Source organism: Nocardia niigatensis NBRC 100131 (assembly GCF_000308655.1).
Taxonomy (GTDB): domain Bacteria; phylum Actinomycetota; class Actinomycetes; order Mycobacteriales; family Mycobacteriaceae; genus Nocardia; species Nocardia niigatensis.
In genome coordinates this window covers 49,819-68,562 of the sequence record NZ_BAGC01000023.1, presented here as the reverse complement: position 1 = coordinate 68,562, position 18,744 = coordinate 49,819, and the positions used below count along the sequence as shown (strand labels likewise).

Genomic DNA, 18,744 nt, shown 5'->3' with positions numbered 1-18,744 from the left:
CTCGGAGAATGTTCGGACATTGCTCACTCACCCTGCCGCAGAGAGGTATTCGCTGTAGAACAGGCCCAGTCCGATCGCCGAGGCCATACCGGCCAGCAACCAGAACCGGATGATGACCGAGGTCTCGGCCCACCCGCTCAGCTCGAAGTGGTGATGGAACGGAGCCATCTTGAACAGGCGATTGCGCGTGGCCCGGAAGACCGCCACCTGCAGCACGACCGAGGTGGTCTCGGCCACGAACAGCGCGCCGATCACGACCATGAGCAGCTCGGTGCGGGTCGTGATGGACAGACCCGCGAGCAGACCGCCCAGCATCAGCGAGCCGGTGTCGCCCATGAAGATCTTGGCGGGCGCGGCATTCCACCATAGGAAACCGATACAGGCCGCACCGCCCGCCGCGCACACCAGGGCCAGATCGAGGGGATCCCGGACCTGGTAGCAGCCCGCGACCGCGTGCGCGGAGCAGGAGTTACGCCACTGCCAGAAGGTGATGATCATGTACGCGCCGAGCACCAGGCTCATCGAGCCGGCGGCCAGGCCGTCCAGGCCGTCGGTCAGGTTCACAGCATTGGACCAGGCCACCACGATGAGGCAGACGAACGCCAGGAACACAACAACGCTCATGGACAAAGTGTTGATATCGCGCGTGTAGGACAGGCGCTTGTCGCCGGGGGTCAGGCCGTGAATGTTCTTGAACTGCAACGCCAGCACGCCGAAGACGACGGCCGCGGTGATCTGGCCGATGTACTTGCCGGCCGCGGTCAGGCCCAGGTTGCGCTGCTTGCGCAGCTTGATCAGGTCGTCGGTGAAGCCGACGAAGCCCAGCGCGGTCGCCAGGCCCATGACCAGCAGGCCCGAGGCCGAGGGGCCCGGCTCGCCGTAGGTCATGGAGATCAAGTGCGAGCCGAGGTAACCGGCCCACATGCCGATCATGATGGCGACGCCGCCCATGGTGGGGGTGCCGCGCTTGGCCTTGTGGCTCTCCGGGCCGTCGACCCGGATCTCCTGTCCGAAGCCCTGTTTGGCGAAGTAGCGGATCACCACGGGGGTCAGCAGGATGGAGACGGCCAGCGCGATGGCCGCCGACAAGAGGATCTGGGTCATCGCGCGGCCTCCTGCTCCGCACCGATCAGATGGTCGGCGACCGTCCACAGGCCCGCGGAGTTCGAACCCTTCACCAGCACCACCGCACCCGGCTCCAATTCCTCGTCGAGCAGGGCGATGGCCGCGTCGATGTCCGGCACGTGAATGGCCTCCTCACCCCAGGAGCCCTCCTGCACCGCGCCCTGGAACAGGGCGCGCACGGGGCGGCCCTGGCCGACCACGACCAGGCGATCCACATCCAGGCGCACCACCAGGCGGCCGATCTTGTCGTGCTCGAGGACGGATTCCTCGCCCAGTTCCGCCATTTCACCGAGTATCGCCCAGCTGGGGCGCGGCTCGGTCCCGGCCTTGGACATGGTGACCAGCGCCTTGAGCGCGGCACGCATCGAATCCGGGTTGGCGTTGTAGGAGTCGTTGACGACGGTGACGCCGTCGGCGCGGGTCCGCACGTCCATGCGGTGCGCCGAGACGGCGGTCGCGACGGACAGCGCCCGCGCGACGGTCGCCAGGTCCGCGCCCTGGGACAGGGCGACGGCGGCCGCGGACAGCGCATTGCCGACCTGGTGCTCACCGTGCACGGCCAGCTGAACCTCGATCGATTCACCGTTGGCGTGCAAGGTGAATCGGGCACGGGCCTGCTCGTCGAGGACCACGTCGGAGGCGCGGACATCGGCGGTGGCGGCCTGGCCGACGGTCACCACGCGGGCGGCGGTCCGGTCGGCCATCTTCGCGACCAGGTGGTCATCGGCGTTCAGCACCGCCAGCCCGGAGGCCGGCAGGGCCTCGACGAGCTCTCCCTTGGTCTGCCCGATCACCTCGCGGCTGCCGAACTCTCCCAGGTGCGCGGTGCCGACATTGAGCACGACACCCACACCTGGCGGGGCGATCTCGGTGAGCGCCTTGATGTGCCCGGGTCCGCGGGCGGACAGCTCGAGCACCAGGAAGCGAGTCCCGGCGTCGGCGCGCAGTGCGGTCCAGGGGTGGCCGAGCTCGTTGTTGAACGAACCGGGCGGGGCCACAACGGGTCCCAGCGGCGCGAGCACCGCCGCCAGCAGATCCTTGGTGGAAGTCTTGCCCGCGGAGCCGGTCACCCCGACCACTGTCAGGTTCCCGGCCTCGACCAGGCGGTCCACGCTGGCGCGGGCCAGCGCGCCCAGCGCGTCCAGCACCGCCGCGCCGGAGCCGTCGGTGTCGTGGGCCAGCGCGATGGCGCGCGTGTTCCCGGGCCGGGGCGTCACCACGATGGCGGGCACCCCGACCGGGCGGGCGGCCAGCACCGCGACCGCGCCCCGCGCGACGGCCTGCGCCGCGAAGTCGTGGCCGTCGGCGCGCTCACCCGGCAGCGCCAGGAACAGGTCACCGGAACCGATACGGCGCGAATCGAATTCGGCCGAGCCGGTGACCTTCGCCTCGGGATCGGGGGCGTCGTGCAGCGTGCCGCCGACGACCTCCGCGATCTCCCGCAAAGTCATCTCGATCATGAATGCGTCAGGTCCCTCGTCTTTTCCGACAGGGCGGCCGCGAGTACCTCGCGGTCGTCGAACGGATGCTTCACGCCTGAAATCTCCTGCCCTGTCTCATGTCCCTTGCCCGCGACCAGCACCACGTCTCCGGGCTGCGCCCAGTCGACGACGGCTTTGATCGCGGCCGCCCGGTCCCCAACCTCCCGGACCTCACCGCGTTCCGCGACCGGCACCTGGTCAGCACCGGCGAGCACCGCGGCGCGGATGGCCGCCGGGTCCTCGCTGCGCGGATTGTCATCGGTAATGATGGCCAGGTCGCTGCCGCGCGCCGCCGCCGCACCCATCAAGGGCCGCTTGCCGGCATCGCGATCACCGCCCGCACCCACCACTACCGCCAGACGCCCCTCCCCCTGCTCGGCCAACCACGTGCGCAGGGTCGCCACGACCGATTCGATCGCGGCGGGCTTGTGCGCGTAGTCCACCACGGCCAGAAACTCCTGACCCCTATCCACCCGCTGCATGCGGCCCGGCACGTCGACCGCGCCGAGCGCCGCGGCGGCAGTCTCCGCCTCGACACCGGCCGCCGCGCACACCGCGACGGCCAGGATTCCATTGGCGATGTTGTACGCGCCCGGAAGCCGCAGCCGCACATCCACATTGACACCCGGCCCCGAAGCAGTGAACTCCTGGGTGCCGCCGAGCCCGGCCGTGGCCGCACCGGCGGTCCAGTCCGCGGGCGCGCCCGGCCGGGTCGCCACGGTGCGCAGGCGTCCGGTGGTATCACCGCATCCGGCTGCGAGACAGTCGGATACCTCGTCCGCCAGGCGCCGGCCCCACTCGTCGTCGACGCATATAACGGCCGTGCGCGCGGCCACCGAAGGCCGCGCCGCGGCGGCCGAGCCGGGGCCGTCCGGAATGAACAGCCGGCGCTTGGCGGCGAAGTAGTCCTCGAAGCCGGCGTGGAAGTCCAGATGATCCTGGGACAGATTGGTGAACGCACCGACCGCGAAACTCACCCCGTCCACCCGGCCCAGGGCCAGGGCGTGGCTGGAGACCTCCATGACCACCGCGTCCACGCCGCGCTCGATCATCAGCGCGAACATGGCGTGCAGCTGCGGAGCCTCGGGCGTGGTGAGCGCGGAGGGCACCCGGACGCCGCCGATACGGGTCTCGATGGTGCCGATGAGCGCGGTGCGCAGCCCGGCCGCCGCGAGCCCGGCCTCCACCAGATACGAGGTGGTGGTCTTGCCGGACGTCCCGGTGATACCGATGATGCGGAGGCCGCGAGACGGATCACCGTAAAGGGCCGAGGACAGCTCGCCGAGCACCGCGCGCGGCGCGTCGTGTACGAGCACGGGGACGGCGATCTCGCCGATCAGCTCCGCGCCCGCCGGATCGGTGAGCACCGCGACCGCGCCACGCTCGACCGCGTCGCGCGCGAAGCGGGCGCCATGCGAGTGGGCCCCGGCCAGACCGACGAACAGATCGCCCGCCAGCACCGCGTTCGAACGCTGCTCGATACCGGTGACCTGGATGCCGTCGAGAGTCTGCGCAGGTCCCGCGGACCGCGCGCCTGTCAGCTCCATCACCGCGCGCAGGGTGGTCGCCGGCGGTGCGGCCGGCCGAAGCACCTGCGGTGCCCGGTCTCCGCTCTGCGGCTCTGCGCGATCTCCACTGGGCGGCTCTGCTCGATCTCCGCACGGCGGAACCGACTGCGCGGGCACGAAGCTCCTCTCAGGGGCGGTCAAATGCGTGAATCGATCCGGAGGACCGGATCGACGTGTCAGGTTACCTGTGTTCGATCGCCGCGCGATCGGCGCGGCGCAGTTCGGTCACCCGCCGGTGCGCGCATCGGCGGCGGCCGGTGTCACGACCATCCGCTTCCTGCTCTAACTCGCCTGCAGAATCAGCTGTTTGGCGGGCGGTGACGGGGGGATGCGGTCGCGCTGCAACAGCCACGAGGCGATGCTGTGGAACAGGGGCGCGGCCGAACCGCCGCCGCTGCCGTCGGAGCTGCGCACCGGGGCGTCCAGCATCATGCCGATCACATAGCGCGGATTGTCGGCGGGGGCCATGCCCGCGAAGGTGATCCAGTAGCGGTCGCTGGAATAACAGCGGCACTTCGGGTCGATCTGCTGCGCGGTGCCGGTCTTGCCCGCGATCTGATAGCCCTCCACGGCCGCCGGACTGCCGGTGCCGCTCTGGATGCCACGCGGATCCTTCTGGACGATCGCCTGGAACATCTGGCGCAGCGTCTGCGCGGTCTGCGGGGTGACCACCTTGACGCCCTCCGGCGGCTCCTCCTCGGTGCGGGTGCCGTCCGGGGCGATCTTGGCCTTCACGATGCGCGGCGGAATCCGCACGCCGTCATTGGCGATGGCCTGGTACATGCCGGTCATTTGCAGCGTCGTCATCGAAAGACCCTGGCCGATGGGCAGATTCGCGAAGGTGGAGCCGGACCACTGGTCCCGGGCGGGCACCACGCCCGCGCTCTCACCCGGCAGGCCGACGCCGGTGCGCTGGCCCAGGCCGAACTTCTTGATCATGTCGAAATAGCGGTCCTCGCCGACGCGCTGCGCCAGCATGAGGGTCCCCACGTTCGAGGACTTACCGAAGACGCCGGTGGTGGTGTACGGGGCGACGCCGTGCTCCCAGGCGTCGTGCACGGTGACACCGCCCATGTAGATGCTGCCCGGAACCTGGTGCACCTCATCGGGAGTGGTGAGGCCGTACTCGATGGCCGCGGCCGCGGTGACGATCTTGTTCACCGAACCCGGCTCGAACACCTCCTGCACCGACGGGTTGCCCAGGTCGGTGGTGGACCAATACTGCGGTCCCATGGCGGGATTGAAGGTGTTGTCATTGGCCATGGCCAGCACCTGGCCGGTGTGCACGTCCAGCACCACCGCCGAGGCCGCGCTCGCGCCGGAGAGATCCTTGGCCTGCTGCACCTGCTGCTGCACGTAGTACTGCAGATCCGAATCCAGGGTGAGCTCGACGCCGAAGCCGTTCACCGCGGGCTGGCGGTCACGCCAGGAGCCCGGGATCACCGCGCCATCGGAGCCGCGGTCGTAGGTCTCCGAGCCGTCGGAGCCGGCCAGCAGCGCGTCCATCGAGGACTCCAGGCCGATCTGGCCGTGCCCATCCCAGCCGGTCGCGCCGATCACGTTGGCGGCCAGCGATCCACCCGGATACTCGCGCATGTCCTGGCGGTCCATCCCGACCTCGGGGAACTGCAGGGTGATGTCGGAGGCGATCCGGGGATCCACGTTCCGCGCCAGATACACGAACGGCTCATCGCTCTTCAGCTTCGCCAGAATGTCCTTCTCGGGCGCGTCTTTGCCCAGCTTGTCGTGCATGTACTTGGCGATGGCCGCCAGCCGGTCGTTCGGATCCGGGGCGGTCTTCGGCGACTTCTCGTGCGCGTCCGCCAGATCCTTGCGCACCCGCACCGGCTGGAAGCTCAGCTCCTTCGCCGCGATCGTGAACGCCAGCGACTTCCCGTACCGGTCCGTGATCGGCCCCCGGGCAGCCGGATCGGCCACCTTCACGGTGCGCTGGCTGGCCGCCTCCGCCGACAGCTTCGGCGCGGAAACACTCTGCACCCACAGCAATTGGATGGCCGCAACGGCGAGCGCCACCAGCATCACCAGCCGGCCCACCCCGAACCGGAATCGCGTGCTCGAGTCCAGTCCCGGAGCGGGCCGCGGTCTCGACTGCCGGCCCGGCCCCGAACCGGCCCGGCCGGAACCCGACCGGCTCCGGCCCGTGGCGGCGACCCGCCCCCGACCGGAATCGGACCGGCCCCGGCCGGAATCGCGCCCGCGCCCCGCGCGGGTTGGGCTCATCGAGCAGCCTCGATCGCCGGCGCGATGCGGGTCACCGGGGCGCTCCGTTCGCCTGGACCTGCGGGTTCTGCGGAGTCGTGACCGGCGCCGCCGGAACGGGATTCGCGGCGGTGGTGGTCGGCACGGCCGCGACCGGCGGGGCCGGCGTCGTGGTCACCGGGACCACCCGCTCGCCCTGGGACTGCTGCAGCTTCGGCGCCTGCGCGGCGGCCGACGGCGTGGTGTTGAGCGGTGGCGCGGGCGCGCCCTGCGCGGGCTGCGGATTGCCGACCACGGTGACCTGGCCGTCCGGGCCGATCAGCAGCCGCGCCGGATCCTTGGCCGGGATCATGCCGAGTTCGGCCGCGCGCTTGGCCAATTCGGGAGCCGAATCGGCGGAGGCGACCTCACGCTGCAGCGCGTCCCGCTCGTCGGACAGCTTCTGATTGGCGCGGCGCTGATCGCCGAGCTGATAGCTGTCCTCGGTGGCGCGGGTGGTGAGCAGCAGCGTCAACGCCAGGCCACAGCCCAGCAGCGCGATGATGGTGGCCACGAAGGACATCCGGCCGCGCGGCATCGGATCGCTGCGCCGGCCCCGGCGCATACCCGGCAGGTCGGTCCCGCCCTCCCGATTGCGACGGCGCGCGTAGGCCCGTTGCGCCGCACCCGATTTCACCCGTTCGGCGGCCTGCACCCGGCGAGCCCCCCGGCCCGTCGCCTGCGTCCTGATCGTCATCGTGCGGCTCCGATCCAGCGGATGCCCGCCCGGCGTGCCGTCGTGCCCCGGAACCTCACGATTGCTCCTCCCCTACGATCCGTTCCGCCGCCCGCATGCGCACCGGAGCGGCCCGCGGGTTCTCCTCGATCTCCTGCTCGGTCGCCTTCTCCGCGCCGCGGGTCAGAATCCTGAATTCCGGTCCCATGCCCGGCAATTCGACCGGCAGATCCAGCGGCGTGCGCGAGACCGACCGCTTGGCCAGCTCCGCTTTCACCACCCGGTCCTCCAGGGACTGGTAGCTCATCACCACGATGCGGCCACCCGGGGCCAGCGCGTCCAGCGCGGCGGGCAGCGCGGCCTCCAGGGACTCCAGTTCCCGGTTCACCTCCACCCGCAGCGCCTGGAAGGTGCGCTTGGCCGGATGCCCGCCCGTGCGCCGGGCCGCCGCGGGGATGGTGTCGTAGAGCAGCTCCACCAGCTGCGCGCTGGTGGTGAACGGGGTGCGCTGCCGGCGCCGCACGATCTCCGCGGCGATCTTGCCCGCGAAGCGTTCCTCGCCATAGGTTTTCAGCACCCGGGCCAACTCGCCGTGACTGTAGGTATTGAGCACGTCGGCGGCGGTGGGGCCGGTACTGGAGTCCATCCGCATGTCCAGCGGTGCGTCGATGGAGTAGGCGAAGCCGCGTTCGGCCTCGTCCAGCTGCATCGAGGACACACCCAGATCCATCAGGATCGCGCTGACCGAACCCTTGACGGGCAAACCGGCCTGCTCCAGCGCGGCCGGGATGTCGTCATACCTGGTGTGCACCAGGGTGATCCGGTCCTGGAACGGCGCGAGTCGCTCACCCGCCAGCTTCAGCGCGGTGGTGTCGCGATCCAGCCCGACCAGGCGGATGTTCGGATACGTCTGCAGGAAGTACTCGGCGTGACCGCCGAGGCCCAGCGTGCAATCCAGGTAGACCGCGCCCGCCGAATGCAGTGCGGGACCGAGGATTTCGTCGGCGCGATGCAGGAGAACCGGAACATGGCGGGGGCCGTCACTGCTTCGGTGCACCTGGACCTCCCGGAATTTCCTGCCTCACGTTCATTCGCACGGCCGCATGGGGTCGCCAGCGAAAAGGACCTTCGAAGTTGGGCGAATGCCCCGTGGTCTCTGACCGAAGCACCGCACCTGGCGTTGGGGAAGTACGTCAGGGTCGGTGTCGGGCAGAGGCCGCAGGGCACTCGCCTCGCTGCGGGCTAGAAGATCCCGCCCAGCGACTCGTCTCTGGCCTGCGAGTAATCCTCCTCGTGCTCGGCGAGATAGGAATCCCACGCCGTCTTGTCCCATATTTCGAGGAAGTCGACCGAACCGATCACTACGCAATCCTTGGACAGATTGGCGTAGCGGCGATGCTCGGCCGACAGCATGATCCGGCCCTGCGCGTCCGGACGTTGCTCATCGCTGGAAGCCGCCAGGGCCCGGACGAACGCACGGGCCTGCGGGTTGGACCGGGATGCCGCCGCGGCTCTCCGCGCCAGCGCGGTGAACTCGTCCTTGGGATACACGGCAAGGCTGTGGTCCTGTCCTTTCGTGACCATCAACCCTCCCGCCAGCTCGTCCCGGAACTTCGCAGGCAACGTCAGTCGCCCTTTGTCGTCCAACCGAGGGGTATAGGTACCGAGAAACAAATCTCGACACCTCCTGCCGGATCACCCTCTCGACTGTTCGGCCTCCTGTAGTGCGGGCTCCACATTACCCCACTTTCCCCCACTTTCAATCGAAAGCGTCGGTGATCTCGGTCCCCGCTTGGCGAACTTCGCAGGTCACACCAGCTATCACAGGGGTGGGGAAGATTTCGCGCAGTTCCCCCGACACGCGCGACGCGCGTCGGCGAGCATCCGACAACCGCCAGCAAACCCGCAGATAGCGTGCATTTCCGGCACATGCGGGGCGCGGTGGGACACTCCCGTGGGGAGGTGTGGGGAATCCTGGAGAACTCTCGACACGCCGCATCGGCACCAACGAGAAACGCCGTGGCGCCACACCCAAATCGGTGTGGCGCCACGGCGTGTCGCTGGAGCTCCGGTTAGTCGATCACGGTCCGCTGCCGCGCGGCGCCGAAAGCCCTCGGCGGCACGGCAGCCCGGTCAACTGTCCTGTTCGAACCTCTTGCGGAACCGGTCCTCCATCCGCGCGGAGAACCCGCCCTGCTTGCGGGGCTTGCCACGGCCGGCGCCGGGAGCGCCACCCGCACTGGGATGCGTGTCGGCGCCACGCCCGCTCGGCGCGCTCATCCGAGGGCCACCGATCAGCAACAGCACACCCGCGCCGAACATGACGATGAATCCGACCAGACTGATGATCGGGAAGCCGCCCGGCTTGAACGGAGCGGCAATACCGGCCACCAATAGAAACAGACCGAGGACGAACAGGGCGGCCGCCTGAAGTCTGCGTCGACCAGTGGCAGAACGTAACCGTCCGCCCCGAACAGTCGAGGCGAACTTCGGATCCTCAGCATAGAGCGCGCTCTCGATCTGTTCGAGCATGCGCTGCTCGTGCTCGGAGAGTGGCACGGTACCTCCCCCGGCACTAGGTGGTGGCGGTCGCCTCCGGGTAAGCGACGGATAGCCGACCTTGGCGGCTGTCTGCCACCAATAATACGAGTTCGATCAGACCGCTACCACCTACTCGCCGATACTCACGCCAGCATTCCGGTTACCCACCCTGAACTGGGACGCTGTCGAGCCGCGGCGGCCAGCAGATCCGCCACGTCGTGCAGGAATGCGTTTACCCGCGAAGCGAACTCGTCCGCGCGCCGATCATCGATGGGCCGCGGCAGCCCAGCCTCCAGGGCCGCCCGGGTCTCGGATTGACCCGTGAAATAGTCGGCCCACATCACGAATTCCGGTGCCGCGCGCTGCATCAGGACCCAGGCGTTGCGAGAACGCGCACGCGGCGCGCGGTCTGCTCCGGTCAGGGCCAGCACCGCGCCCGCGCCGCGCAGCGCCGCGAGGTAGGCGGTGCGGAAGCGCTCGGCCGGATCTGATTCCCCCTGGGCTTCCTGCAACAGGCCGTCCGCCTTGCGCAGTAGATCGCCGGCGCGGCCGGGATGGCCCGGCCGTTCAGTTTTCCCGCTCATTTCGGGTACCTCCCCACTCGCACACCTGATTCGTCTTCCGCGAGGACATTCGGTCCCGATCAGGCATTTCGCCCGCTGGAAAGATCGAACAGATATTCGAAGGTTTCTCGTGGGTTTGAATATAGACAGACCCACCGACAAGTTGACGCCCCTACGTGGCGCTACTGTCGATCCCATCCGTCCGCGCCAACGAGAGTTGCGTCCAGCCGATGACCGCAGTCACCCCCAAACCGACGCCCGCGCCCGTGGTGGTCGATCTGCCGGCCGCTACCCTGCGGCACCGGCTCCACGACGCCCTCTCGGTCTACGTGGCGGCGATGGATTATCCGCGCGGCACCGAGCATCAGCGCGCACCGATGTGGACCGAGCACACCACCCGGCCCGGCTGGCAGGCCGTGGCGGCGGTGCTGCCCGATGACGACGGACGGCTCGACCTGCGGACCGCGCCCATCGTGGCCATCGCCTACGGGTATCACGGGGCGCCGCACCAGTGGTGGCATCAGCAGGTGTACAGCGGCATGCGGCGCACCGGATGGCCCGAACACGCCGCGCGGGAACTGCTTTCGGACTACTTCGAGCTCACCGAGCTGCACGTGCACCCGGCCGCGCAGGGCCGTGGGCTCGGCGAGATCCTGCTGACCCGGCTGCTGCAGAACCGGCCCGAACGGACCGTGCTGCTGTCCACGCCCGAGGTGGATCGGGAATCCAACCGGGCCTGGCGGCTGTATCGGCGGCAGGGGTTCGGGGATGTGGTGCGGCACTTCATCTTCTCCGGCGATACCCGGCGATTCGCGGTGCTCGGCCGGCGGCTGCCCCTGTGAGGCGCGGCGATTCCCGCAGCGTCGTCATCGTCGGTTCCGGGCACAACGCGCTGGTCGCGGCCTGCTATCTGGCGCGGGCCGGGCATCGGGTGGAGGTGCTCGAGCGCGACACCGTGCTGGGCGGGGCGGTGTCCACGGTCGAGCGGTTCCCGGGCCATCTGGTCGATCGGGGCTCGTCCGCGCACATCATGATCCGGCATACCGGGATCATCGAGGAGCTGGAGCTGGCCCGGTTCGGGCTGCGGTACATCGACTGTGATCCATGGGCTTTCGCGCCCGCGCCGCCCGGGAGCGGGTCGGCACCGATCGTGTTCCATCGCGACGTGGACCGGACCTGTGCGTCCATCGCGGCCGCGTGCGGGGAACGGGACGCCGAGGCGTATCGGCGGTTCGTGCGCGTATGGGGGCCGCGCAGCGCCCGGGTGATGCGGGCGTTCTCGGGGACGCCGTCGGGCGGGCACCTGCTGAAGTCGTTCTGGGGCATGGACCCCCGCGAGGCCGCCGGCGCGACCGGGCGCACCAGCGGCGGGGCGCTGTCCCGGGAGATGGTGCAGACCGGAGACGCGCTGCTGGACAGCCTCTTCGACAGTGAGCGGTTGAAGGCGGCGCTGGCCTGGTTCGGCGCGCAGTCCGGACCGCCCATGTCCGAACCCGGATCCGCGCCCATGGTGGGATTCGCGGCGCTCATGCACACGCTGCCGCCCGGGCGCGCGGTCGGCGGCAGCGGGGCGCTGACCACGGCGCTGGTGGCGCGGCTGGAATCGGATGGCGGCATCGTGAGTGCCGGGGACGCGGTCACCGCCCTCACCCGGGCCGGGGACGGTTGGGTGGTGCGCACCGCGGAGGGGCGAAACGTGCGCGCGGACACGGTCGTCGCGGGCACCCACATCCTCACCACGCTGAACCTGTTGGAGCAGGGCGGATTCGACGCGGGGGTGCTCGCCGACTGGCGGCGGCGCATTCGCGTGGGACCGGGCATCGGCATGGTGGTGCGGGCCGCGCTGAGCGACCTGCCCCGCTATCCGGGCGCGGAGACCGCCGAATCCGCCCACGGCCTGCAACTTCTCGTCACCGATCGCCGCGAGCTGCGCCGCGCCCACGGCGCCGCGCTGGCCGGGGATCTGCCGCCGCGGCCGGTCGTGCTGGCCATGAGTTTCAGCGCCCTGGATCCGAGCATCGCGCCTGCGGGCGAGCATCAGGTGACGCTGTGGTCGCAGTGGCATCCCTACGATCTGGCGGACGGTAGTTCGTGGCCGGAGCACGCCGACCGTGAGGCCGATCGGATCATCGCCGAAGTCGACGCGCACGCACCCGGATTCGCGGGCACGGTGACGCAGCGCTTCGTGCAGACACCCGCCGACCTGGAACGCGAGATGGGTCTGCTGGGCGGCAATGTCATGCACATCGAGATGTCCATCGATCAGATGTTCATGTGGCGGCCGCTGCCCGAACTCTCCGGGCAGCGGGTTCCGGGCGCGCCGGGGCTGTATCTCACGGGTGCCTCCACGCATCCCGGCGGCGGGGTGTCCGGTGCGAGCGGACGCAGCGCGGCCCGGCTGATCGAACAGGACCTGCGGCCGCGCCGCCTGTTCTCGCCGCGCCGATGACCTCCCCCGGCCTACCCGAGCGGGCCGCGAATGCCGCTGGGGCCGCGCCGAAACCGGCCTGGTGGCCATCGCCCCGGCATCAGGGACCCCGGCCGACCGGCGACACGAGGCGAACGGCGATCAGATCGCAGGACCGGGTCACCGCTATCGCGGCAGTGCCGGCGGTGTTGCTGGTGCTGGTGCAGATCACGTATCCGCTGGCGCATGGGCAGGCGCGAGATCGGGTGACCGTGGCGGTCGTCCTGCTCTCGGCGGCCACGGCTCTCGTGCACGCCTTGGTGACGCGCGGAGTCCGGTGGGCTGCGGGTTTGCTGGTGATCGTGTCCGGGATCGGGCTCGGCGCCGAGGTGCTGGGGACCGCGACCGGATTCCCGTTCGGTAGCTACGACTACGCGGGTGGGCGGTTGGGGCCCGAGCTGCTGGGTGTCCCACTGCTCGTTCCGCTGGCTTGGACGGGCGGGCTGTATCCGGTGTGGATCGTGGCCGGGCTGCTGGGTAGCGGTGCGGCCGGGCGGATTTCGCTGACGGCGCTCGGAGCCGTCGGATGGGATCTGTTCCTGGATCCGCAGATGGCCGCCGATGGGCAGTGGACGTGGAGCTCGCCGATTGCCGGATTGCCGGGGCTGGGGCAGATCCCGGTCACCAACTACCTCGGCTGGTTCGCGGTGGCGCTGCTGATGGCGGGGTTGCTGGAGTGGTGGGATCGGACCGCGCCGGATACCGGCGCGGCGCGGCTGGTTCCAGTGGCGGTGTTCGGGTGGACGTGGCTGGGGTCGACGCTGGCGCACGCGGCGTTCCTGGGGCTGCCGGTGTCGGCGATTTACGGGTTCTGCGGCCTCGGTCTGCTGGGGATTCCGCTGGTTCGGGGGCTGAGCGCCCGTCGAATCACCCTGGGGCCCGGGGCGCATGGCACGATGTGAGCCGTGCAGCCGAGTCCGAACATGTCGACAGCAGAGGAAACGCTCGAATCCATGACACCGTCGGGTCCCAGCGCACCGGGAGCGCGGCGTACGCGCCGGTGGGTGCGGATGCTGGCCGTGGTCCTCTTCGCGGGACTCGCCGTCATGCTGACCGGATGCCTGCGGGTGCAGGTGTCGATGGGTGTGTCCTCCAATGACCGGGTGTCGGGCCGCATCGTCGCGGCGGCCGTGCCCCAGAACGACAAGGACAAGGGCCCGCAGCTGAAGGCGCCCGACGGGTTGCAGGGCAAGGTGCGGGTCGATTCCTACGCGCAGGACGGATACGTCGGCAGCCAGGTCTATTTCGACGATCTCACCTTCGGTGAGGTGCAGCAGCTGGGCAGCATGTCCGACCAGACCTCCGGCATGTTCAACCTGCTCTTCAGCCGCACCGGCGACCTGGTCACCCTGACCGGCCGGGTGGACCTGAAAAGCCTGCCCGCCCAGGGCTCCGACGTGCAGCTGACCGTGGCCTTCCCGGCGCGCGTCGCCACCACCAACGGCACCCGCGAGGGCGACTCGGTGGTCAGCTGGAAGCTGCCGGCCGGTGATGTGACCACGCTGCGCGCGGAAGTCGGCTACGCGGACCCGAATACGCGGTCCTTCGCCGGGTGGGCCGGCATCGTCGGCGGCATCACCCTCGCGGTGGCGGCCGTGGTCGCGGTCCTCGCCTACATGACCCGCAACCCCGATCCGCCGGCCTACGTCCGCGCGGCCCGCTGGCTGCGCCCCGATCGCACCAAGACTCGATGACCTTCGCCGCCAGGGCGGTGACGGCCGGTAGCGCCGTCGCCGCCCTGGGCGCGGCCACCGCTCTCGCGAACCGCCTCGGCACCCGCCGCCTCCGGGCCGCTGGGCATCCGATCGAGGAAACGGTCACCGTCTGTATCCCGGCCCGCGACGAGGCCGGCCGACTGCCCTCTCTCATCGCCGATCTGCGTGCCCAGCAGGGTGTTCCACGACTGCGGGTCCTGATCCTCGACGACGCCTCGACCGACGGCACCACTGCCGCCGCCCGCGCCGCCATCGGCGACGACGACCGTTTCCGGCTGTCCCGCAACGACATCGATCCCCCACCCGGCTGGACCGGCAAGACCGCGGCCTGCACCCGACTGGCCGACCTCGCCCTCGAACCGCCCGCCGGTTCTCCCCATCCGCAGGGCGCCCTGATCTTCCTCGACGCCGACGTGCGCCTCTGCCCCGACGCCCTGGCCGCCGCCGTGCGCGAATTGCGGTCCGCGCGAGCCGCACTCGTCTGCCCGTGGCCCCGCCAGCTCGCCGAATCCCCGGCAGAGCGCCTGGTTCAGCCACTGCTGTGCTGGTCCTGGGCCTCGACGCTCCCGGTCGCTCTCGCCAACCGCACGCTGTTTCCCTCGATGGCCGTGGCCTGCGGCCAGTTCCTGGTCTTCGACGCCGCCGCCTACCACGCGATCGGCGGCCACTCCGCGGTCGCTGACAGCGTCACCGAGGATCTCGCCATCGCCCGCGAACTACGCCGGAAAGGACGGCACACGGTCCTCGCCGCCGCCGGTCCGCTCGCCGAAACCCGCATGTACCGCACCGGATCCGACCTTGCCGAGGGCTACACCCGCTGGCTGTGGTCCGCCTACGGCGGCCCGGCGGGCAGCCTCGCCGTCGGTTCGATTGCGGCCCTGGCGTTCTGGGTCCCGCCGCTGGCCGCCCTCGGCGGGCGAGGACGGCTGCGACGCATCGGACTGCTGGGTTACGGCGCGGCCGTCACGGCTCGCCTGCTCGCGCGCTCGATCGAGTCGGGCGGACGCCCCGACGGCGCGGATGTCGTTGCCGCGCTGGCACACCCGCTGTCCGTCGTGGCATACCTGGCCCTGTCGGCCCGCTCCCACCGCGCCCATCGAGCCGGTGGCCTGCACTGGAAGAGCCGACCGCTCGACGCCCGCTGAAGTCGTCCCGTTCTGCCGCCGGCCTCCCGGTCAGGGAACCGGGGTCATGCCGATGGTGGGGAGGAAGAAGCAGGTGGTGTTGCCGTTGCGGACCGTGCCGAACATGGCGGCCAGGACGGTGCCGGAACCGGTGGTGACGGGGACGGCGCGGACGCCGCCGACAGGCAGGGCGGCGGTGAAGTAGTTGCTGACCGCCTGCTCGACCATGGGGCGGAGTTCGGCCGGAACCTGGGGCGGGATCATGGCATTGAGAACCTGGCTCAGCGGACCCATGGGGACCAGTCCGCCGCGCCCGGTGTTCATGTTGAACCAGGCGACCTGCATGCCGGAGGTGTCGGCGCCGTCGGAGCCGATGCCGTAGGGCACGAAGGCGAACATGGTCTCGCCCGCCTTGACGGCCGAAAGATCCAGTCCGGGAATGGAAATCGCGTACTTGGGCCACGGGCCGGGGATGGCGCCCGCCACGGCGGGGGCGATGCCGAGGGTGGTGCCGCCGAGGCAGAAGGGGGCGGCGGTCGGGTAGAGGAAGGGCTGGATGCCCAGGGCCTGCAGGCCGTCGAGGGCTTGGCGGTAGGCCGAGAGCCAGTCGGAGGTACCGGCGGCACCCGAGCGGGCCGCGGGATCGGCCGTGGTGGTGTCCGCGGCGGTGATGGCCGCCAGCGCGGCGGCCGCCTCCTGGGTCGCGGCCGCGGCGGGGGCCGCGGGCGGATCGGCGGCGGCCGGGCCGGTCACGGTTGCCGGGCCCGCGGCGGTCAGCACGGCGCAGGCGCCGACTGCGCCTGCGACACGGACGAGGTGATGGAACACGGACATGGATAGCTCCCCTCGAGGTCACGAGACGAGGGCGACGCTACTACGCTGACCAGCGCATACCGGGGATTTGATCCGGCATGCCGGGTGGCGGATCGAGCTCGGTGTCAGGCGTGCGCCGGGGTCGGCGACATGGTGTAGCCGAGGTTAGCCAGCACTTCGCTGGTGGTCTTGGCGAAATTCAGGGTGATGAAATGCAGGCAGGGCGCGCCCTCGGCGATGAGCCGCTGGGCCATCTCCGTGGCGATCTCGATGCCGACCTCGCGGACCGCGGCGCGATCCTCCTCCGGTCCGTCGCCCGCGGCCTTGCGCAGCCGCTCCATCACCGCGGCCGGCAGCGGCCGGCCCGACAGCTCCTCGGCGCGCTGTACGGTGCGCAGCGAGGTGACCGGCATCAGCTCGGGGATGATCGGCTTGGCGCCCTCGACCGGATCACACGCGATGACCCGATCCCGCAGGCGCAGATAGTGCTCCACATCGAAGAACATCTGGGTGATCGAATACTCCGCGCCCGCACGCAGTTTCGACACCAGGTAGTGGGTGTCCTGGTCCAGGTCGGTGGAGCGCGGGTGGCCCTGCGGGAACGACGCCACACCCACGTGGAAGTCGCCCAGGTCACGGACCATGCGCACGAGCTCGTCGGCGTATTCGACGCCCTCGGGGTGCTTGATCCACTCCCCCAGCACGTCGCCGGGCGGATCGCCGCGCAGCACCAGCAGGTTGCGGATGCCGGCGTCGGCGTACGCGCCGACGATCGACCGCAGCTCGGCGACCGAGTGATCCACCGCGGTCAGATGCGCGACGGTGAGCAGCGTGGTCTCGCGGGCGAGCTGGCCGGTGACCCGGATGGTGCGGTCGCGGGTGGAGCCGCCCGCACCGTAGGTCATGGACACGAACGCCGGATGCAGCCGCTCGAATTCGCGCGCGGCCCTCCACAGCCGTGCCTCGCCGGCGGCGTCCCGCGGCGGGTTGAACTCGACCGAGAACGGGATCGAGCCGTCCGGGCGCGGGCCCAGCTGCTGGACTACGGAGCGAGTTCCGGACGCGTGGGGGGTGCGGGAAACTCGGCCAGGGGTCGAATATCCCCATACGTTGTCGGAACTCACGCGGACATTTTACGGGCCCGTGCCGGGCACTGGACCGCGACCTGGGCTTATCCCAGCAGGTGAGACCGAATCGGAGCCGACCGATTCCCGGCCGCGACGAGGTGGTCGGTAGAGTCGGTCGCGAACCCCGCTGGCTGCGCACGCGACGCGCCGCGGCACTCACCAAGGAGGCTCCCCTGTCCGCCGGACCCGGTACCCCGACCCGCCACCCGGTCGGCGCGGGATCACTCGTCGCCGCCGTGGAGGACCGTCTCACGGCCTTCTTCCGCACCCGGGAGCCGATCGTCGCACCGCTCGGCCCGGTGTTCGTGGACGCGGCGGCGGCGCTCGAGGACTTCGTCATTCGCGGCGGCAAGCGGACCCGGCCCTCCTTCGCGTGGACCGGCTGGCTGGGCGCGGGCCGCAGCGCCGGCGATCCGGACGCCGACGCGGTGCTCACCGCCTGCTCGGCGCTGGAGCTGGTGCAGGCGTGTGCGCTCATCCACGACGACATCATCGACTCCTCGCGCACCCGGCGCGGTTTCCCGACCGTGCACGTGGATTACGAACAGCGGCACCGGGATCAGCGCTGGGCGGGTGACAGCGATCACTACGGCGTCAGCGTCGCCATCCTCATCGGCGATCTGGCCCTGGCCTGGGCCGACGACATGACCCGCGACGCCGGGCTGCCGGCCGACGCCGCCGCCCGCTTCGCCCCGGTGTGGGCGGCCATGCGCACCGAGGTGCTGGGCGGGCAGCTGCTCGACATCCACGGCGAGTCCGCCGGCGACGAGACCGTCGAGGCGGCGCTGCGGATCAACCGGTACAAGACCGCGGCCTACACCATCGAGCGCCCGCTGCACATGGGCGCGGCGCTGGCCGGGGCCTCTCCCGACCTGATCGCCGCCTACCGCGAGTTCGGCACCGATATCGGCATCGCCTTCCAGCTCCGTGACGACCTGCTCGGCGTCTTCGGCGATCCGGCCGTCACCGGCAAGCCATCGGGTGACGACCTGCGCGAGGGCAAGCGCACCGTCCTCATCGCCGAGGCCCTGCGGCGCGCCGACGCCTCCGCCCCGGCCACCGCGGACCTCATCCGCTCCAGCCTGGGCACCGACGTCACCCCGGAGCGGGTCGCCGAATTGCGAACGGTCCTCACCGAACTCGGTGCGGTCGACGCCGTGGAGATGCGGATCGGCTCGCTCACCGACCAGGCCCTCACCGCGCTGGAGGCCAGCACCGCCACCCCGGACGCCAAACGGCAGCTGCGGGCCATGGCCCTGGCCGCCACCGCGCGCTCCTACTGACC

General features: G+C 70.4%; 17 protein-coding genes. 6 read left to right on the top strand and 11 right to left on the bottom strand.

The genetic code is table 11. The features are described from left to right. Positions 1–27 precede the first annotated feature (27 nt). The 9 genes from mraY to ON33_RS06845 form a co-directional block, all read right to left on the bottom strand. Complete coding sequence (gene mraY, locus ON33_RS06885) at positions 28–1,104, bottom strand: phospho-N-acetylmuramoyl-pentapeptide-transferase (protein WP_040856607.1); 1,077 nt, start codon at positions 1,102–1,104, stop codon at positions 28–30. Next, a complete protein-coding gene (locus ON33_RS06880) occupies positions 1,101–2,585 on the bottom strand; it encodes a UDP-N-acetylmuramoyl-tripeptide--D-alanyl-D-alanine ligase (RefSeq protein ID WP_040856604.1) in 1,485 nt (494 codons plus the stop codon). Before ON33_RS06880 ends, mraY begins: the two co-directional genes overlap by 4 nt. Next, entirely contained in the window at positions 2,582–4,153 is a 1,572-nt protein-coding gene (locus ON33_RS06875) for a UDP-N-acetylmuramoyl-L-alanyl-D-glutamate--2,6-diaminopimelate ligase (RefSeq protein WP_083868667.1), read from the bottom strand. Before ON33_RS06875 ends, ON33_RS06880 begins: the two co-directional genes overlap by 4 nt. 303 nt (positions 4,154–4,456) lie before the next feature. Beyond that, a complete protein-coding gene (locus tag ON33_RS06870) occupies positions 4,457–6,415 on the bottom strand; it encodes a peptidoglycan D,D-transpeptidase FtsI family protein (RefSeq protein ID WP_157184438.1) in 1,959 nt (652 codons plus the stop codon). A 31-nt stretch (positions 6,416–6,446) separates the two neighbouring features. Then, the gene (gene ftsL, locus ON33_RS06865; protein ID WP_051151723.1) at positions 6,447–7,130 is read right to left on the bottom strand and encodes a cell division protein FtsL; all 684 of its coding nucleotides are present in this window, start codon (positions 7,128–7,130) and stop codon (positions 6,447–6,449) included. 55 nt (positions 7,131–7,185) lie between these two features. Further along, a complete protein-coding gene (gene rsmH, locus ON33_RS06860) occupies positions 7,186–8,166 on the bottom strand; it encodes a 16S rRNA (cytosine(1402)-N(4))-methyltransferase RsmH (RefSeq protein ID WP_040856599.1) in 981 nt (326 codons plus the stop codon). A gap of 185 nt (positions 8,167–8,351) precedes the next feature. Beyond that, positions 8,352–8,783, bottom strand: coding sequence for a division/cell wall cluster transcriptional repressor MraZ (mraZ, locus tag ON33_RS06855; RefSeq protein WP_033085808.1), 432 nt, complete (start codon positions 8,781–8,783; stop codon positions 8,352–8,354). Positions 8,784–9,242: 459 nt separating this feature from the next. Continuing rightward, on the bottom strand, positions 9,243–9,668 hold the full coding sequence (locus ON33_RS06850) for an SCO2097 family morphological protein (protein ID WP_040856596.1): 426 nt from the start codon (positions 9,666–9,668) through the stop codon (positions 9,243–9,245). Between the two features lie 125 nt (positions 9,669–9,793). Continuing rightward, the gene (locus tag ON33_RS06845) at positions 9,794–10,234 is read right to left on the bottom strand and encodes an SAV_6107 family HEPN domain-containing protein (RefSeq protein WP_040856593.1); all 441 of its coding nucleotides are present in this window, start codon (positions 10,232–10,234) and stop codon (positions 9,794–9,796) included. A 209-nt stretch (positions 10,235–10,443) separates the two neighbouring features. On the opposite strand from ON33_RS06845, the gene ON33_RS06840 reads away from it, so the two are divergent. The 5 genes from ON33_RS06840 (at position 10,444) to ON33_RS06820 (ending at position 15,540) form a co-directional block, all read left to right on the top strand. Next, on the top strand, positions 10,444–11,055 hold the full coding sequence (locus ON33_RS06840; protein ID WP_040856591.1) for a GNAT family N-acetyltransferase: 612 nt from the start codon (positions 10,444–10,446) through the stop codon (positions 11,053–11,055). Beyond that, positions 11,052–12,662 carry a phytoene desaturase family protein gene (locus ON33_RS06835; protein ID WP_040856588.1) on the top strand — a complete coding sequence of 537 codons (1,611 nt, stop codon included), beginning with the start codon at positions 11,052–11,054 and terminating at the stop codon, positions 12,660–12,662. Before ON33_RS06840 ends, ON33_RS06835 begins: the two co-directional genes overlap by 4 nt. Positions 12,663–12,817: 155 nt before the next feature. Then, entirely contained in the window at positions 12,818–13,582 is a 765-nt protein-coding gene (locus ON33_RS06830) for a carotenoid biosynthesis protein (protein WP_040856585.1), read from the top strand. Between the two features lie 51 nt (positions 13,583–13,633). Next, the gene (locus tag ON33_RS06825; RefSeq protein ID WP_051151722.1) at positions 13,634–14,374 is read left to right on the top strand and encodes an LppM family (lipo)protein; all 741 of its coding nucleotides are present in this window, start codon (positions 13,634–13,636) and stop codon (positions 14,372–14,374) included. Beyond that, positions 14,371–15,540: a glycosyltransferase family 2 protein gene (locus ON33_RS06820; RefSeq protein WP_040856582.1), complete on the top strand. Its 1,170-nt coding sequence runs from the start codon at positions 14,371–14,373 to the stop codon at positions 15,538–15,540. Before ON33_RS06825 ends, ON33_RS06820 begins: the two co-directional genes overlap by 4 nt. A gap of 30 nt (positions 15,541–15,570) precedes the next feature. Here ON33_RS06820 and ON33_RS06815 read toward each other — a convergent pair whose 3' ends face one another. Further along, a complete protein-coding gene (locus ON33_RS06815; RefSeq protein ID WP_040856579.1) occupies positions 15,571–16,353 on the bottom strand; it encodes a hypothetical protein in 783 nt (260 codons plus the stop codon). Between the two features lie 104 nt (positions 16,354–16,457). After that, positions 16,458–17,456, bottom strand: coding sequence for a methylenetetrahydrofolate reductase (locus tag ON33_RS06810; protein WP_083868643.1), 999 nt, complete (start codon positions 17,454–17,456; stop codon positions 16,458–16,460). Positions 17,457–17,590: 134 nt separating this feature from the next. Between ON33_RS06810 and ON33_RS06805 the strand changes: the two genes are divergently transcribed. Continuing rightward, positions 17,591–18,742 carry a polyprenyl synthetase family protein gene (locus ON33_RS06805; protein WP_444543756.1) on the top strand — a complete coding sequence of 384 codons (1,152 nt, stop codon included), beginning with the start codon at positions 17,591–17,593 and terminating at the stop codon, positions 18,740–18,742. The last annotated feature ends 2 nt before the right edge of the window (positions 18,743–18,744 follow it).

Bases quoted from the DNA above. Each gene is read 5' to 3' on its own strand.
- ON33_RS06840 (WP_040856591.1), top strand. From the start codon at position 10,444: ATGACCGCAGTCACCCCCAAACCGACGCCCGCGCCCGTGGTGGTCGAT.
- ON33_RS06845 (WP_040856593.1), bottom strand. From the start codon at position 10,234: ATGAGCGGGAAAACTGAACGGCCGGGCCATCCCGGCCGCGCCGGCGAT.
- ON33_RS06870 (WP_157184438.1), bottom strand. From the start codon at position 6,415: ATGAGCCCAACCCGCGCGGGGCGCGGGCGCGATTCCGGCCGGGGCCGG.
- mraY (WP_040856607.1), bottom strand. From the start codon at position 1,104: ATGACCCAGATCCTCTTGTCGGCGGCCATCGCGCTGGCCGTCTCCATC.
- ON33_RS06875 (WP_083868667.1), bottom strand. From the start codon at position 4,153: ATGGAGCTGACAGGCGCGCGGTCCGCGGGACCTGCGCAGACTCTCGAC.
- ftsL (WP_051151723.1), bottom strand. From the start codon at position 7,130: ATGACGATCAGGACGCAGGCGACGGGCCGGGGGGCTCGCCGGGTGCAG.
- ON33_RS06820 (WP_040856582.1), top strand. From the start codon at position 14,371: ATGACCTTCGCCGCCAGGGCGGTGACGGCCGGTAGCGCCGTCGCCGCC.
- ON33_RS06815 (WP_040856579.1), bottom strand. From the start codon at position 16,353: ATGTCCGTGTTCCATCACCTCGTCCGTGTCGCAGGCGCAGTCGGCGCC.
- ON33_RS06880 (WP_040856604.1), bottom strand. From the start codon at position 2,585: ATGATCGAGATGACTTTGCGGGAGATCGCGGAGGTCGTCGGCGGCACG.
- ON33_RS06825 (WP_051151722.1), top strand. From the start codon at position 13,634: ATGACACCGTCGGGTCCCAGCGCACCGGGAGCGCGGCGTACGCGCCGG.